Here is a 14,914-nt window from a genome sequence, read left to right as displayed (position 1 = left end):
AACAGCTTGCGAAAATATGTATAATGTTGTTCTTTTTCTATAGATGTCAATATTATTCTTTAGCTATATGCAGCATGCTGCATTATGATCAGCCTCTGACGGTTTTTGTGACGGCAAGGCGGAGGACTCTGGTGGTTTCTTCGGCGGCGCACAACTTATCCGCCCATGTTACGATCCAGCTCTCCCGGAACTTTGGAGGTGTTATGTTGAGTGGGAACATATGCTTTCGGATGATATCCCGCTCAATGAAGTTCAAATTGAAATCCCGTCTGGCATTATGCAAGGCTCGTTCTGCATGAAAAAAACCATGCAGCCGATGTCCGCCATCCTTCTCATGCCAGTCATACAAGAAATAATCATGAAGCAGTGCTCCACGCACCAGCGACCGTTCATCAATATATGCGGAACATTTCTCTGCAAGCTCCAGACTTTTCTCCGCCACCCGCAGGGAATGATCGTAACAGGTTATTGAACCATGCTGCACAAATGTTTTTTCTTTCTGCATACCCTCTGATGCCAGGATATCCGCACCATATTTATATATTTTTTCTTCGATACGATTCGCTTCCATTTTGGATTCTCCTAAATTTCCTAATCTCTGTCTCTTACATCATTCAACTACTGCCAACTATTTATTTTTCTTGGTTCATTTTTACCGATAATTCCGGAACAACAACCTTGATCACATTCACCAATTTTGTCATTGGTTCTGTAATGATAAAATCTCTTCCCAGCTGACTCTTTATTATAAGCTCCAGTCCCATAACCTTCTCATCAACATCGGTCAGAATGCTGGCAGTTCCTTCTCCCATCACGCAAGCATAATTTGCCCCATATTCACATGGAACTTCACCACCACTGGTCAGTACCATATCTGTATCAATCTCGATAAATACATTTGGATTGGCTGCGATCACGTCATATTTGCGTCCTTCCGTTGCGCCATGCATATATAACGTGAGTCCTCCATCCTTATAAATATATCCATAATGCAATGGAACGATGTATGCCTTTCCCTCATCCACCATTCCAAGATGAACCACGCCTGCTTTCTTTATGATCTGCTCGATCTTCACCGGATCTGTAACTGCTCTGTCCTGTCTTCTCATCTATTTTCTCCTTTCAGCCACATTGGGCTTAAAATAATTATTAAAGACATATTTTCCATCCCTCAATCATCAACAATAAACTTATGAATAGGGCGTACTTTCCTATAAAGTAAAAAAAACAGAGAATTCGCACATCGTCGAACCTCTCTGCTCTTTTTTCATTATATACCAGATTTGTGTTATCTGACAAGTGAACATTTATAATTATTTAAAGTTGCATGCAGAACATTTGTTTGATATAATAATCACGGTGCTACCCTATTCGGTAGGCGGTCAGTCTTCTCCACAGGAGTTATAGCCTGTGTTTACATAGAAATCCATTTATGGAAATCTGTTGAGGAGGTCGGTGCTTATGCTTACAACGGAGCTTTTTATAGCCATTATCAGCTTATGCATTACTTGCTTTGCTCTTGGTTATACCGTTGGTTCTAAGAGCAATAAATAGGCACAAAAAAACCGCCCAGCCCGGTAAACTGTGAGCGGTCCTTTTTGTGACCAAAACATTATCAAGGCTAACCGTCTATCGGTAGCATCTTTTGATATTATATTAACATTCCCCCTCTTTTATGTCAACACACAACCCGGCAAACATAGTAACTGCGGTTTCAAGTATGGCATCGGGAAATTCGAAATGTTCCGTATGAAGCTGAGCATAATCCTCTCCGTCACCAATGCCGAAAAATGCTCCCTTTGTCTCCTGCAAATACCAACCGAAGTCCTCCGACCAGCGCATCGGTTCAGGCAGCTCCATATATGGAATCTGCTGAGAAGCCGCACACGCCCGGATCTTCTGCACCTGTTCCGCATGATTATCCGTAGATGGAAACCGTTCAATCTCCTTTATCGAAAGTTCCAGAGCTTCCTTCTGTGCCATAACTTCTGCCAGCTTACGAATCTCTGCCAGATAATCATGAAATACCTGTTCGCCTTCACCTCGAACGGTAAGTCTCAGATATCCGTCCGATGCCGCTACACCATAGTTCTCACTTCCAAGTTCCATCCCGATCAAAGTCATGCGGACAAATCCTTTTGTCTCATTAAACTGCTCTGTCAGTTCTTCAATCTGAAGCAAGAGTCCGGCAAGTGCATATCCGGGATTTCTGCCAGCTTCCGGATATGCTGCGTGGCTCGGCGTTCCTGTCATGTGGATCTCTAAGCCCGTTGAAGCACATGCAAATGTTCCATCCTTCACAAGTACCGTTCCAAGCGACTTCCCCGGTATATTATGAAAGCCATAGATTTCTCCGATATGCTTTTCTTTGATCAGGCTTCTGCAAAGCTCTGCGCCCTTTCCAATCTCCTCCGCCGGTTGGAAGATCAGATATACATCCTGTGTCAACGGATCTTTTCTGCTGTCCAGATACAAGCCAAGTCCACATAGCACACTGCTGTGTCCATCATGTCCACAGAAATGTCCCGGCTTTCCATCCTTGCCACATACCGCATCCATATCTGCCCGGAATGCAATCGGTGGCTTATATTCCGTCATTTGCTCTGGTATTTCCGCAGCCACTTCACTCACATGGAATGTTTTATCATTTTCTGTGGTTACCCGATCATATGCTCTTTTCACCGCATAAAACCATGCCCCACAATCTACGATCTCTAATGCTGTATGCGATTTTAAGAAATCCATCAGCAACTGTTTTGTCTTTACTTCCTGCATGGAATGCTCCGGGATCCGGTGGAGCTGCTTTCGCAGTTCCATTATTTGCTCTATAATCTGTTTATCTATATATTGCTCTCTCTTATCCATATCGTCAGCCCTCTATTCCCATAAATCTTCATCGTTTCATCGTTACTTCATAAGTATTTGTGCAGCAAACACCGCAGCAACACTTAATATCACACTTAATCCTATATAAAGTATCGCAAATCCGTAATTCCCGCTCTGTATTAATTGATCTGTTTCCAACGCAAATGTAGAAAACGTCGTAAATCCACCACACACTCCCGTCTTTAATGTCAAAACCAGAAGTGGTGATACCTGATACTTTTCTGCCGACACAGAAATTAAGCCAATAACAAATGCTCCTATTACATTAATCAATAATGTTTTTATCGGAAAGTTGTTTTGTGCTCCCACCGGTATTAAACCAATCAAATATCGAAGAATTGCACCTATGCCGCCTCCAACGCCAACTAACAAACATTTTACCATTTTATCTTTTCTCTCTTTCTGTCATTTCATACCTACACTATCAAATGATAAAACAATACAAATTTTATGCAAGTATAATTTGTATTTTTGTAACCTTTAAACCGGATGAATTGTGTTATTATTGAAAGGCCTTTTAACACAAGAAAAGAGGATGTGACTATGCGATTACCAACACAAACTGTTATACAAATGTATCAGGACAATCTGTTCCGCATTGCATTTTCCATTTGTCAGAACCGGGAGGATGCCGAAGATGTTGTTCAGGAAACATTTCTACGCTATCATTCAGGTGCCGTGGATTTTAACGATGAAATGCATATCCGGGCATGGCTGATCCGGGTTACGATCAATCAGTCAAAAAATATGCTTCGCACCTTCGGGAACGAGTTTGTCAAGATGATTTTTGTAAGTTTTCTAAATTCAAATATTTATCTGCTGAAAAAACGCCTAACATCTCGTGTCGGCATATTTCTTGAAACACCGTATTCAAAGGCTTCTTCGCACTTTCCGATTGCTTCACATTGACAATAAAAGTTGTTTTGCCTATTCGCGTTGTATAAGATAAAGTGTTTTCTTTCATATAGTCCGTTTCTCCTTTTCATAAATTGACTGTGGGGCATTCCGTTTGGAACACCCCACAAATACAGCCTGTTTCATCGGAACATATCAAGAAGTCATTAAGTCGTGAGTATAATGGAAATGGTTATCTTTCCATACCACGCTTGTTTCTTCGTGCCTTAATACGCTCTTGTCTTTCTTTTTCCCTCGCTTCTTTTTCGGCTCGTTCCTGTGCTTCCTTAAAAGAAAAAAGTTGCTTCACTTTTTCGGTAAAAAGTTTAGCAACTTCGGGGAAATGCTCCAACGCTTCAAGAAAAGGTCTGCACTTTTCTTTCAGTTCGTTGTATTTGGTTTTCATTCTCTCCAATGCGTTTGCACTGTCAAAATATTTCTGTCGGTAATAATTTGCACTCTGCTCCAACTTATTGATTTCCGCACGACTGGTAATTCCCTCTTTTGCAAGGGCAGTCAGTTGTGAGTAGTCCTCTTTGGATATTGCCATCTTGCCCGTAAAGGTTTTCTGTCCCATACCGTCAATCTCGTTTAAGGTCTTTGAGATATGACGGGCAGGCTCATATTTAACCTGTTCCTTTTGAATACGCTTCTGCAACTTCTCCAATCGTTCTTTGTCCTGTTGGATTTGATATTGCAGGGAAGTTAAATGCTCTGCTGTACTTCCGTATTCGCCACGCTAAAAGCCTTTGAACCCTCGTTCCGTCATATAATTAAACAGTTCATCTTGCAGTATGCTGTACGAAGCTCGAAACATCGGCTTGCCGTTCTTCTTTAACAATGGATTTCCTTTTTCATCGGTCATTGGAATATCCGATTTCCATTTCTTTGAATGGCTTATCTGATTAACCACTTCCTTGACCGTTCCTCGCAGTTCGGGGTTTTTACAACGCTTACTCCATAAGATTTCTTTCTCCACAACAGGCAGAACCATTGCGTGAAGATGATAATGGTAAACCTCTTTTCCCAGTTCCTCGGTTGCGGCTACATTGATTTCATCAGCGTGCATTACTGCCGATATAACATTATCAGCACCGAATTTTTCTTCGATGAAATGATAGGCTTCTTCATAAAACTGCTTTGCATATTCATAACCACCGTTACGCTCGAAGTACATCGTATTCACATCAATCACAATCTCATTGAAAAGGGTAGCGTCTTTCCTCAGTCCACGAAGCGATACTAACCCGTCTGTTTCCATCTGCTTTAACTGCTCCATATAGGTTGGGACAGTCGGTTTTTTGAAATGCACATTAAGGGCTATGCGTTCCGTAATCACATTCATATTTTCATAGGTTTCATTCTTGCGTTCATTGTGCCTTTCCGCCTTGCTCACATCAAAAGCGGTGTACTGTTTTACCCTTGCACAACTCATATCCGCCTTATTGGTTTTTGCCATTTTTCTCTCCTTTCCAGACAGGGCGAAGCCATTACACAACATTCTCTGAATGTGTGTAACCCACTATGACACTTTCAGACTTCGTCTGCAAAGATGTCGTGGGCAAGGGTGTTCCCCCTTGACCTCCTTTTGATACCTCCATCATAAAAACAGACTGTCCCGCCATCAGACAGCCTGCTTTTATTCTCTCGGTATATCGCCCATCGGCAAAGACCAGTACCACAGAAAGCCTTGTTTTCGGGAGATAACTCCTGCTTTCTTCTTTGCCTTTTTGATGGTCGATTTTTTGAACCCAGCGGCTTCAAGTCTTTCTTCGCAATCCGAAGAAAGCATTTCTCCGTCTTTCAGCATTTCCAAAAGAAATTCTTTCGCCTTGATTTCCTTTTCGTTCGGTCTGCCCATTTTGGGTGCGAGGGATTGGAACGCTTCTTCTGCTGTCATTTCCATTTCAGAGATAAAGTCCACTCCCTTTTCTGCCACCTCAAAAAGAATTGCCGAGCCTGTCGGGGCAAGGTTAGATTTCACTTGCACCATATATCGTTCCGCTGGTGCTTCTTTGTTCGGTGTGCGTGTGATTGCAAGAATACTTCTTGCAGCACCCGCAATATCAATCGAACCGTTGGTGCGATAAAGAGGATTTATATCTCTCATCTTGTTCATATGGGCGATAATCACGATGGCACAGCCAGTATTTTTTGCAACTGCAATCAAGTGATTAAACTCTGCCCTTGTTTCGTTGGCATTGTTCATTGAACAGTTCTCTCCGATATAGGAACTCATCGGGTCAAGAATTAAAAGTTTTGCGTGATACTTTTCGATTGCTTCAGCAATACGGTTATCTCCAAAGGATAAAGACTTTTCATCTTCCTTGATGAAGATAAGGTTTTCTCCGTTCCCACCGGCAGAGTTAAATCGGGGTACTACCGTATCGTCTGCATCATCTTCCGTTGTCTGATAGATGATAGTCATAGGCTCATTTTCTTCCGTTTCAGTAAAAGGCAGAGGTTCGCCCTTAGAGAGCAGTGCGGCGATTGACAGCATTAACTTGCTTTTTCCATCGCCCGGATCGCCCTGCAACAGCGTAACCTTGCCGTACGGAATATACGGATACCACAGCCATTTCACTTCCTTCGGCTCAATCTCACTTGCCTTAATAACTTCGAGAGGGACATTTACATTCATTTCATTTTCCATTTGCTTCATTTTTCTTCGTTCTCCTTTTCGATAAATACTTAGGGCAAAGCACCACGATACAACGGAAACTCTGCTTGCAGTCATTACTGCATTTTCTGCAAAGTTCGTTGTAGGTAATGCGATTTCTTTCGTTCAGAAACAATGCCCAATCTTGTTTCCGTTTCTTACTCATTCTCGGCATATCAATCCTCCTTTCCGTCTGAAAATAAAAAAACCACAGGAAAGATACTCAGAGCCTTGTTTCTGTCATTTTTCGGGGCGAAAATCGGGCAAAATTGCCTTTCTAAGCCTTTCAAAAAAATCACGCAAGGTATTTGTACTAACCTGTGGTTATGTATGAAATTGTAGGGTTTGGGGCAACAAAAAACACCGTATTTCTACGATGTTTTCTGTCATTCAAGTAGCAAAAAACGTGACCACTAAAATTATAATCATAAGAACAGGCAAAAAGCGAAGATACCGTTCTAATAGAGCTTTTTAGACTTGTTTTTTGGGGCTTTATATTACTTTCCCTATTTTTTAAGGGTATAGGGTGTTACATCAAGTTCTTAGTATATGAAATTTGCAGATTATTCTTGGATTTGGCTCAAATCAAATGCACCGTTCTCAATCAACTTCAAAATTGTGTCTGCCAAGTTGTTTTTTACAGTTTCACTTTCATTTTCAACGCCAGAATACTCTACATAAATAGTGTTCTCTCCCATATCAAAGGTTGCATAATATATTACGGTTTTGACACCTTGACTATTTGACTTTGTTACGAAATATCCTGCGTTGATATCAACGCCGTCTACACTTGAAGTGATTGTATTTCCATCAATGATAGTATCTAATAGATTTACACCCTGTTTAGAAACTACCATTCTTGTATCATCAATTTTTCCCTCAAAACCCAGAATATTATGATTGTCAGCATCAAAATAAGCATCTGCGGTAACAGGCAAGTCTGCAAAAAGCATTTCAATTTCAGCATCGCTCAAAGGTCTTGTTGTTACATTTAAGTTAATTGAAGATTGTGATAAGTCATTTTTAACAAAAGTAATTGTTTCTCCATCATTCAGCGTGGCAATATCGTTTTTTGTACCAAACAGATTGCTTTGAAAAACTCCCACTCCAATCACAGCAACGAGTACGAAGCAAGCTGCAACAGACACCCATTTTTGCCGATTAGTTATTTTACTTGTTTTTTTCATAGGTTCAGCCTCCTTAATATACTGATTATCGACATTTCCCAATGCCCTTAAAAGTTTCTTTTCTTTCATACAGAGATACCTTCTTTCTCTAACAATTTTTTGAGTTCGTTCCTTGAACGAAATAATGACATCTTGATTTTGCTCTCGCTCATACCATATTCCGTTGCAATTTCTTTAATGGGCGATAAATACCAATATCTTCTCATAAAGATTTTTCGCTGTTCTAATGACAGGGAAGAAAGAAAGCGGTTGAGAATATCCGTTAGAGCGATTTCTTCAACAATGTTTTCTGTACTATCCAACGATGGTATGCACTCTTGTATTTCATCAAAAACCAATGGCATTTGCCCACCATTACGTTTCTTTGCATTAAGCAGTTCGTACCTGTCCAAAGATAGGTTGCGAGTAATCTTCCCTAAAAAAGTTTTTAGGACAGATGGACGGTTAGGCGGTATGCTGTTCCAAGCTCTTAAATAAGTATCATTTACACATTCCTCGCTATCTTCGTCATTGTGAAGAATATTAAAGGCTATGTATCTGCAATACTTTCCGTATTTTTTTGAAGTTTCGGATATAGCAGCTTCGGAGCGCTCCCAATATAAATCTAATATCTGCTTATCATCCATAGGCTTCTCCTCCTTTCCCTTGTATTAAGGCCTTTCACCCTAATAAACGGGAAAAATGTGTCAAGCGTCACTTAAATTCAAAAAATATTTATTCAAAGATTAGCTTTCATTTTTTGAAAGAATATAATAAAACAGCAAAAGGCTTACACCTACAAGTCTCTTAATATTCAATGCGGAAAATTACAATTCATCACTCTCATTTTAACACATCATACCATCTTTATGAACTTTCAATTTAACCACTTCCATTACACTCACGACTTAATGACTTCTTGAATACTTCCCGAAAAAGAAAACTGCCATCAGTAAAGACAGCAGTTCCTTTTCGGCTGGTATGCTATTAGGAATACACAATATCGTTCAATACAATCTCATCTGCACAGGCTCGGATATTATTCATCAATCCGACCCATCTCATCATATCCTCCGCTTTCAGTTGTTCCGTCACACCTTGTTTTCTTGCCATTTCCTTTATCAGATACTCCGCCATATTACACGCCGAAGTATCAATTTCAGCAAGGTGTTCATATAACTTTCCGCTTGTAAGCAGATTGCAATATAAGACTTTCCTATGCTCCCTCAAATATCTTTCCCTCATTCTTCCGTATTTTGTGAGCGTAGGCGGTTCTTCGTTTTCTATCGTCAAGCAGGGATAGTAATAATCTCCGATGAGTTCGTACTGGATACCAGTTCTTTCGTCTGTAATAAATCTTTGCATTCTGATTTCTCCTTCTGCTTCTTGTGATAAAATTCCAAAGACTTCTCGTTATGGTTTATCTTTTGACATTCTTCGGAACAGAATTTCTGCTGACTGTGTGTAGGCCAGTAGGTACTGCCACACACAGCACAGACACGCTGACGATAATAATGATTTCCTTTTTCAGCTTCTCTGTCGGCTTTTGTCTTGTCCTGCCTTGCCTGATAGCAACAATCTTTTGAACAGAATATCTGTCGGTTACTTGTAGGCACAAACTCTTTTTGACAGTGAGGACATATCTTTGTCTTGACGATTTCTCCACCGTTTTCAGCGAGTTTTTTCGCCTTTCGCTTCTCTCGGTAGGCTTTTTCACGCTCACGCTGTTTTGCCAAGCGTTCCATCTCAATCTGTTCTTCCTGTGCCTTTATTTCAGCAAGTTCTTCTTCTGTATAGGCAATATCGACCTGCCCGACATAGTTGAAGTAAATATCAACCTTTTGTGTCCTTGCTTTTCCCACACCCTCTGCTTCATAAACCACAATCTTGTCAATGAGTTCAGCAAACATCAAATCGGAAATTTCTGTCGGCTCTTTGCACTTGCGAATTAAAGAAATGAAATGCTTAATATCAACAGCATTTACTTTTTCTTCGGTAAGTTCCTTTTCCATTTCCTCAATCTTCGTTTCCAGCTCAGCCTGTTCGTCATCGTACTGCTTCATCAGTTGCTTATACTGTCTTTCGGGCAGTAATCCCGAAACAAGATTTTCATACAAGCCACGAATAAGTTTAGACAATTCATCGTATCGCTTCTGAAAACGGTGCAATTCCGATTTATTGTGCTTTGGCTTTTCTGTCTGCTTTTCATTCCAAAGTGCTTGAAGTTCCTTTGCAAAGGCTTCTTCGTCATTCAGAACAAATCTTGATAATCGTTTGACAGCCGATAATATCAAGGCTTCAACATTATCAGCACTAATTGAATGGGCAGAGCAGGAGTTTACTTTGCTTGCATATCCGCCGCAACGGTAAGAATACTGCACCGAACGGTCTTTTTTACTGTAATGCGTTTGCAGGGTCATTCTTCTGCCACAATCCGCACAGTACAGATAACCGCTTAAACGGTTGCTATGCGTTCCTCTTGCCGCTGTCCTGTTCGCTCGTTTCTTTCGCTTCTGAACGCTGTCCCAAAGTTCCTGCGAGATGATAGGCTCGTGCGTATTATAAAATACATACTGTTCATCTTCATCGGTATTCTTTCTTTTGTGCAGTTTGAAATTGGTGCTGACCGATTTACGCAAAACAGTATGACCGAGATATTCCTGTCTGCTTAAAATCGCTCTTATGGTTGACATTCCCCAAAGATACGGGTCTGAAAACTTTGTTCCGTTATACTGTTCGGGGTGATATTCCTTTGCGTGTGCAGCCGGAATTAAAACCTTTTCTTCGGTAAGCAATTCAGCGATTGCTCTCGGACTTTTGCCCTCGTTGGCAAGCAAAAAGATACGCTTTACCACCGCAGAAGCCACAGGGTCAACGACAAGCGTTTGTTTGTCGGTTGCTAATCGGTTATATCCATAGGGAATTGAACCGCTACAACGCTTTCCGTCTTTCATACGGGCGTCAAACACAGCCTTGATTTTATTGCTTGTGTCTTTTGCGTACCATTCGTTCATTATATTCAAAAATGGGGCAAAGTCATTGTCAGAAGCATTATTGCTGTCGATACTGTTATTTATCGCAAGGAAACGGACATCTTTCTGTGGGAACAGAACTTCCGTATAAAAACCGACTTGCAGATAGTTTCGCCCTAATCGGCTCATATCCTTAACAATAATCGTTGCGACATTTCCTGCTTCTACTTCCTTAATCAACTCCTGAAAACTCGGACGATTGAAATTTACACCCGAAAAACCATCGTCAGTAAAATGACGGATATTCGTAAAACCATTTCTTCGGGCGTAATCTTCCAAGTATTGCTTTTGATTGGTGATTGAATTTGACTCACCATTAAGATCATCATCTCTCGACAAACGCTCATAGAGTGCTGTAATCTTTGAACTCCTTGACATTCTCTTATCCTCCTTTCCTTATGTAATCCGATTTAGCATTACAGGGATTACTCCCTCTGCTAATAGGAGAAAATAGGGGTACAAAGCGGAACTGTTTTTCAAGAAAATCAAAATATTTTTTTGAAGTTCCAAGACCGATTTTGATAGCCTATTTTCAATTTAGAAACGCATTATTTATCGTCCTACTAAAGTATAGCCCTCTGGCACAGGAACCGGACATCATTGGAAGATTATATGGAACAACTGAATTTTTCTGATACTGAAAGCCAGGAATTATTTGAAACAGTCATGAAGCTGCCGGAAAAATACCGGACAGTGATCCATCTGTTTTATTATGAAGACTATTCCATTAAGGAAATTGCAGACATTCTAAAGATCAGCAAAAGCAACATAAAGGTCCGGTTAAACCGCGGACGTACCGTGCTTCGTGACACCCTAAAGGAGGCTTGGGACTATGAACAATCAGAATAAAGAACGCTATAAGAAAACATTTGACATGATCCACTCAGATGCAGTCATCAACATCACCACGGAACGCTCAAAGAAGCTGCGGATCCACACGATCACACGCAGACTTTCCTACGCAGTTGCCGGACTGGCAGCCATCTTCTGTCTGTCAAATGGCATCTGTCTGGCAGCAACCGGAAGCACCTGGGTGCATAAGGTATTCTCTACTGCAAATGGTACGAAGGTCGAATACGATGCAGAAGACGCTACCATGTCTTTCCGTATCGAATCAACCGATCAAACCTATGTCACCGCGAAAGCCGGAAGACTGTATTTCACCCTGAACGGACAGCAGACCGATATCACAGACAAATGCAGTACAGATACCTACTTCCGATATGATTACACGGATGCCGATCATATCACACATGTGATCGTCATAGGCGGAACTGCCGATGATTATGGCTATGCCGAATATCTGTTTGATGCAGATGGTACTTATATCTTCAACAACATGAATGTATCTTCCGATACTCCGGCATGGTTTGTAAATGCGGAAAAAGATCTCGGTGTAGATGCGGAATCCTTATCGGATGAAGCTGCCACCTATTCCGTGACCGAAGAATAAAAATTTTTAAAATAATTCCATAAATCCTCCATTTTCTTTCGTATGTAAATTAAAGAAGCAAATAAACCGGACATTGATAAGACTATATATTTTTTTGAATATTCTTATTCACTGATATATGTTAGTATTATTCATATCTGACCACGAAAGAAATGGAGGATTATTTATGAATAAAAAGATAATCAGCTTATTACTTGGTGCATGTCTGTGCACAAGTCTTGCAGGATGCAGAAACGCAGATAATAATGGCGGCAGCGTCACCAAACAAAAACTTTTAGCATCAAAGGAACTCGGAAGTGACATCGCAGTCGGAGCAAAACCGGCGCCCGTCGATTCCTATGAGGAACTTAAAAACGGTGTCAACAATTTTGCATTTGACCTGTATGATGCACTTCCAAAAGACAGCAACTGTTTTTATTCCCCTTACAGTATTTCCAGTGCACTGTCCATGCTCGATCAGGGTGCCGGGGGCGAAACGAAAACGGAACTGGAATCAACACTTGGCATCAAAGATCTTTCAACCTGGAATACGGAAATGCAAAGCTATCTGAACAAAGACTGGTCCAAGCAGACATATGTAAATACTGCAAATTCCATCTGGATGACCACCGGAAAAGACTGGGCGGCTAATATCTCAGATGATTTTCTGCTTCCGGCCAAGACCTATTACCATGGTGAGATATATGAAGCCGATTTTACGGATCATGCCGATCAGGTTGTGAAGGATGTAAACAACTGGGTAAATGAACATACAAATCAGATGATCCCATCCATCATGAATGAACTTTCGACAAATACTGTTATGATGCTCATTAATGCGGTTTACTTTGAAGGAAAATGGCAGACACCATTTACAGAGGGTAACACATACGATGATACTTTTCACGGAACAAACGGAGATTCTACCGTACCAATGATGCATCTGTACGATGAACGATTCTCTTATGCGGATAGCGGATCGATAAAAGGAATCGTACTTCCTTACGATGGTGATTCTGTTGTAATGAAAGTATTCCTTCCATCTAAAGAAGGCGATACGATCACCAACCTGTTCGATGCTTTAAGCAGTGATGAGAAACAGGCACTTATCGACTCTCTGGATAATGCTGATTCTCCTGAGATAGAGACCATTCAGCTTCCAAAATTCACAGATGAACAGAGTATCAACGGTCTGGATGATATCCTGAACAGACTTGGAATCCGGTCTGCATATGCTTCTGCTGATTTCTCAAAGATCGCAGATGGCATCGCGGTATCTTCCGTTTCTCACAAAGCAAAAGTGATCGTTGATGAAAACGGAACAAAGGCTGCCGCGGAGACGGATATCATAATAAAGGAAACTGCTATGATGCCACCGGAAGAAACCTATAACTTCATCGTTGACCAGCCATTTGTCTATGTCATTGAAGATCAGGATACCGGAATGATCCTGTTCATGGGACGGGTAAATGATCTGTAAGATCCAATTCCATATTGATTTTCAATAATCTCTGTGCTATCGTAATAAGAAATAAATACAGACACATGCAACGGAGCAATTCAGAAAATGAGTTGCTTCTTTTTTTGTTTTATCAAATATAAGACTGAAAAATCTCCTGCCTGCAAGAGATGATTTTTCAAACACGATATGGATATTTTATTTGCGATACAAGGAGGATACAGGAATGGCGAAACTTATTACAAACTCGACCCCAAAGGCTGACGGTTTCCGTATGCCGGGAGAATTTGAAGAACAAAAGCAGATCTTTATGATCTGGCCGGAACGAACCGACAACTGGAGAGCCGGTGCGAAACCGGCACAAAAAACATTTGCAAATGTAGCTGCTGCGATCTCAGAATTCGAACCTGTTACAATGTGCGTATCTGCCGCACAATATGAACATGCAAAAACCATGCTGCCTGCCGGCGTACGGATCGTTGAAATGAGCAGTAACGATGCATGGTGCAGAGATATGGGACCAACTTTTCTGATAAATGATAAAGGCAAAACCCGTGCCTGTGACTGGACCTTTAATGCCTGGGGCGGACTGGTCGACGGATTGTATTTTCCATGGGATAAGGATGATCAGATCGCATCCAAGATCTGCGAACTGGAACAGATTGATTCTTACCGAACTGATGATTTCGTATTAGAGGGCGGCTCTTTTCATGTCGATGGGGAAGGTACACTGATCACCACCGAGATGTGCCTGCTGTCAAAGGGAAGAAATCCTCATCTCACAAAAGCTCAGATCGAGCAGAAATTAAAAGATTATCTGAATGTCGATACGATCATCTGGATCAAGGACGGCATCGATCCCGACGAGACAAATGGACATATCGATGATGTCGCCTGCTTCGTCCGTCCCGGTGAAGTTGCCTGCATCTATACGGATGATCCGACTGACCCATTCTATAAAGAAGCACAGGCCGCTTACCACACCCTGTCAAATGCTGTAGATGCCAAAGGCAGGAAACTGATCGTCCATAAGCTCTGTACAACCAAAGCTCCGGTTTATCTGAAGGGCATGGAAACAGTCGATGCAGTTCCCGGAAGCACTCCAAGAAAAAACGGTGACCTTGCGATCGCCTCTTATCTGAATTTTCTGATCGTAAATGGCGGCATCATCCTGCCACAGTACGGTGATGAAAATGACGCTCTTGCAATCCGTCAGGTACAGTCCATGTTCCCGGAACGTAAGGTTGTCGGTGTCCGTACCGAAGAAATTGCTTACGGCGGCGGCAATATCCACTGTATCACCCAGCAGCAGCCGAAAGCCTGACATGATGTCTGCCATCTTTATCATAGCAAATCTGCTATTGCATCACCGAAATTCACTACAAA

At 41.4% G+C, this 14,914-nt stretch carries 17 protein-coding genes; 5 read left to right on the top strand and 12 right to left on the bottom strand.

The genetic code is table 11. The features are described 5' to 3' along the window. Positions 1–88 precede the first annotated feature (88 nt). The 4 genes from DXB77_RS01050 to crcB form a co-directional block, all read right to left on the bottom strand. Entirely contained in the window at positions 89–571 is a 483-nt protein-coding gene (locus DXB77_RS01050; RefSeq protein ID WP_021944804.1) for an HD domain-containing protein, read from the bottom strand. A 61-nt stretch (positions 572–632) separates the two neighbouring features. Continuing rightward, on the bottom strand, positions 633–1,109 hold the full coding sequence (locus tag DXB77_RS01045) for a pyridoxamine 5'-phosphate oxidase family protein (RefSeq protein ID WP_021944803.1): 477 nt from the start codon (positions 1,107–1,109) through the stop codon (positions 633–635). 547 nt (positions 1,110–1,656) lie between these two features. Beyond that, positions 1,657–2,865, bottom strand: coding sequence for an amidohydrolase (locus DXB77_RS01040; RefSeq protein WP_021944802.1), 1,209 nt, complete (start codon positions 2,863–2,865; stop codon positions 1,657–1,659). Positions 2,866–2,907: 42 nt separating this feature from the next. Continuing rightward, a complete protein-coding gene (gene crcB, locus DXB77_RS01035) occupies positions 2,908–3,270 on the bottom strand; it encodes a fluoride efflux transporter CrcB (protein ID WP_117808299.1) in 363 nt (120 codons plus the stop codon). A 159-nt stretch (positions 3,271–3,429) separates the two neighbouring features. Between crcB and DXB77_RS13185 the strand changes: the two genes are divergently transcribed. Beyond that, the gene (locus DXB77_RS13185) at positions 3,430–3,795 is read left to right on the top strand and encodes an RNA polymerase sigma factor (RefSeq protein WP_242996105.1); all 366 of its coding nucleotides are present in this window, start codon (positions 3,430–3,432) and stop codon (positions 3,793–3,795) included. A gap of 178 nt (positions 3,796–3,973) precedes the next feature. On the opposite strand, the gene DXB77_RS13180 is transcribed toward DXB77_RS13185, so the two are convergent. The 8 genes from DXB77_RS13180 to DXB77_RS00990 form a co-directional block, all read right to left on the bottom strand. After that, positions 3,974–4,357, bottom strand: a complete 384-nt coding sequence (locus DXB77_RS13180; RefSeq protein ID WP_243100119.1) for a hypothetical protein — start codon at positions 4,355–4,357, stop codon at positions 3,974–3,976. 162 nt (positions 4,358–4,519) lie between these two features. Continuing rightward, positions 4,520–5,239 (bottom strand): plasmid recombination protein, encoded by a 720-nt coding sequence (locus tag DXB77_RS13175; protein WP_243023324.1) that lies wholly within the window; start codon positions 5,237–5,239, stop codon positions 4,520–4,522. 180 nt (positions 5,240–5,419) lie between these two features. After that, positions 5,420–6,442, bottom strand: a complete 1,023-nt coding sequence (locus DXB77_RS01015; RefSeq protein ID WP_173783928.1) for an AAA family ATPase — start codon at positions 6,440–6,442, stop codon at positions 5,420–5,422. After that, entirely contained in the window at positions 6,423–6,614 is a 192-nt protein-coding gene (locus DXB77_RS01010; protein WP_054325471.1) for a hypothetical protein, read from the bottom strand. Before DXB77_RS01010 ends, DXB77_RS01015 begins: the two co-directional genes overlap by 20 nt. Positions 6,615–7,002: 388 nt before the next feature. After that, on the bottom strand, positions 7,003–7,695 hold the full coding sequence (locus tag DXB77_RS01005) for a hypothetical protein (RefSeq protein WP_054690455.1): 693 nt from the start codon (positions 7,693–7,695) through the stop codon (positions 7,003–7,005). Next, on the bottom strand, positions 7,692–8,252 hold the full coding sequence (locus DXB77_RS01000) for a sigma-70 family RNA polymerase sigma factor (protein ID WP_071428839.1): 561 nt from the start codon (positions 8,250–8,252) through the stop codon (positions 7,692–7,694). Before DXB77_RS01000 ends, DXB77_RS01005 begins: the two co-directional genes overlap by 4 nt. A gap of 340 nt (positions 8,253–8,592) precedes the next feature. Then, positions 8,593–8,970, bottom strand: a complete 378-nt coding sequence (locus DXB77_RS00995; protein ID WP_054325472.1) for a TnpV protein — start codon at positions 8,968–8,970, stop codon at positions 8,593–8,595. Beyond that, a complete protein-coding gene (locus DXB77_RS00990; protein ID WP_117599152.1) occupies positions 8,895–11,015 on the bottom strand; it encodes a recombinase family protein in 2,121 nt (706 codons plus the stop codon). The genes DXB77_RS00995 and DXB77_RS00990 overlap by 76 nt, the downstream gene beginning before the upstream one ends. Before the next feature lie 222 nt (positions 11,016–11,237). Between DXB77_RS00990 and DXB77_RS00985 the strand changes: the two genes are divergently transcribed. The 4 genes from DXB77_RS00985 (at position 11,238) to aguA (ending at position 14,852) form a co-directional block, all read left to right on the top strand. Next, positions 11,238–11,486: a sigma-70 family RNA polymerase sigma factor gene (locus tag DXB77_RS00985; RefSeq protein ID WP_347559458.1), complete on the top strand. Its 249-nt coding sequence runs from the start codon at positions 11,238–11,240 to the stop codon at positions 11,484–11,486. Next, positions 11,470–12,090 (top strand): hypothetical protein, encoded by a 621-nt coding sequence (locus DXB77_RS00980; RefSeq protein WP_118483323.1) that lies wholly within the window; start codon positions 11,470–11,472, stop codon positions 12,088–12,090. The genes DXB77_RS00985 and DXB77_RS00980 overlap by 17 nt, the downstream gene beginning before the upstream one ends. Before the next feature lie 166 nt (positions 12,091–12,256). Beyond that, positions 12,257–13,549: a serpin family protein gene (locus tag DXB77_RS00975; RefSeq protein ID WP_117808296.1), complete on the top strand. Its 1,293-nt coding sequence runs from the start codon at positions 12,257–12,259 to the stop codon at positions 13,547–13,549. Between the two features lie 205 nt (positions 13,550–13,754). Further along, the gene (gene aguA, locus DXB77_RS00970) at positions 13,755–14,852 is read left to right on the top strand and encodes an agmatine deiminase (protein WP_118483321.1); all 1,098 of its coding nucleotides are present in this window, start codon (positions 13,755–13,757) and stop codon (positions 14,850–14,852) included. Positions 14,853–14,914 lie beyond the last annotated feature (62 nt).

The sequence above is a fragment of the Clostridium sp. OM05-9 genome, from assembly GCF_003481465.1.
GTDB classification, from domain to species: domain Bacteria; phylum Bacillota; class Clostridia; order Lachnospirales; family Lachnospiraceae; genus Coprococcus; species Coprococcus ammoniilyticus.
Note: the sequence above shows the minus strand (reverse complement) of the source record. Positions and strands in the feature narration are given on the sequence as shown.

Bases quoted from the DNA above. Each gene is read 5' to 3' on its own strand.
- DXB77_RS01015 (WP_173783928.1), bottom strand. From the start codon at position 6,442: ATGAAGCAAATGGAAAATGAAATGAATGTAAATGTCCCTCTCGAAGTT.
- aguA (WP_118483321.1), top strand. From the start codon at position 13,755: ATGGCGAAACTTATTACAAACTCGACCCCAAAGGCTGACGGTTTCCGT.
- DXB77_RS13175 (WP_243023324.1), bottom strand. From the start codon at position 5,239: ATGGCAAAAACCAATAAGGCGGATATGAGTTGTGCAAGGGTAAAACAG.
- DXB77_RS01000 (WP_071428839.1), bottom strand. From the start codon at position 8,252: ATGGATGATAAGCAGATATTAGATTTATATTGGGAGCGCTCCGAAGCT.
- DXB77_RS13185 (WP_242996105.1), top strand. From the start codon at position 3,430: ATGCGATTACCAACACAAACTGTTATACAAATGTATCAGGACAATCTG.
- DXB77_RS00990 (WP_117599152.1), bottom strand. From the start codon at position 11,015: ATGTCAAGGAGTTCAAAGATTACAGCACTCTATGAGCGTTTGTCGAGA.
- DXB77_RS01005 (WP_054690455.1), bottom strand. From the start codon at position 7,695: ATGAAAGAAAAGAAACTTTTAAGGGCATTGGGAAATGTCGATAATCAG.
- DXB77_RS00980 (WP_118483323.1), top strand. From the start codon at position 11,470: ATGAACAATCAGAATAAAGAACGCTATAAGAAAACATTTGACATGATC.
- DXB77_RS01010 (WP_054325471.1), bottom strand. From the start codon at position 6,614: ATGCCGAGAATGAGTAAGAAACGGAAACAAGATTGGGCATTGTTTCTG.
- crcB (WP_117808299.1), bottom strand. From the start codon at position 3,270: ATGGTAAAATGTTTGTTAGTTGGCGTTGGAGGCGGCATAGGTGCAATT.
- DXB77_RS13180 (WP_243100119.1), bottom strand. From the start codon at position 4,357: ATGGGACAGAAAACCTTTACGGGCAAGATGGCAATATCCAAAGAGGAC.
- DXB77_RS00975 (WP_117808296.1), top strand. From the start codon at position 12,257: ATGAATAAAAAGATAATCAGCTTATTACTTGGTGCATGTCTGTGCACA.
- DXB77_RS01040 (WP_021944802.1), bottom strand. From the start codon at position 2,865: ATGGATAAGAGAGAGCAATATATAGATAAACAGATTATAGAGCAAATA.
- DXB77_RS00995 (WP_054325472.1), bottom strand. From the start codon at position 8,970: ATGCAAAGATTTATTACAGACGAAAGAACTGGTATCCAGTACGAACTC.
- DXB77_RS01045 (WP_021944803.1), bottom strand. From the start codon at position 1,109: ATGAGAAGACAGGACAGAGCAGTTACAGATCCGGTGAAGATCGAGCAG.
- DXB77_RS01050 (WP_021944804.1), bottom strand. From the start codon at position 571: ATGGAAGCGAATCGTATCGAAGAAAAAATATATAAATATGGTGCGGAT.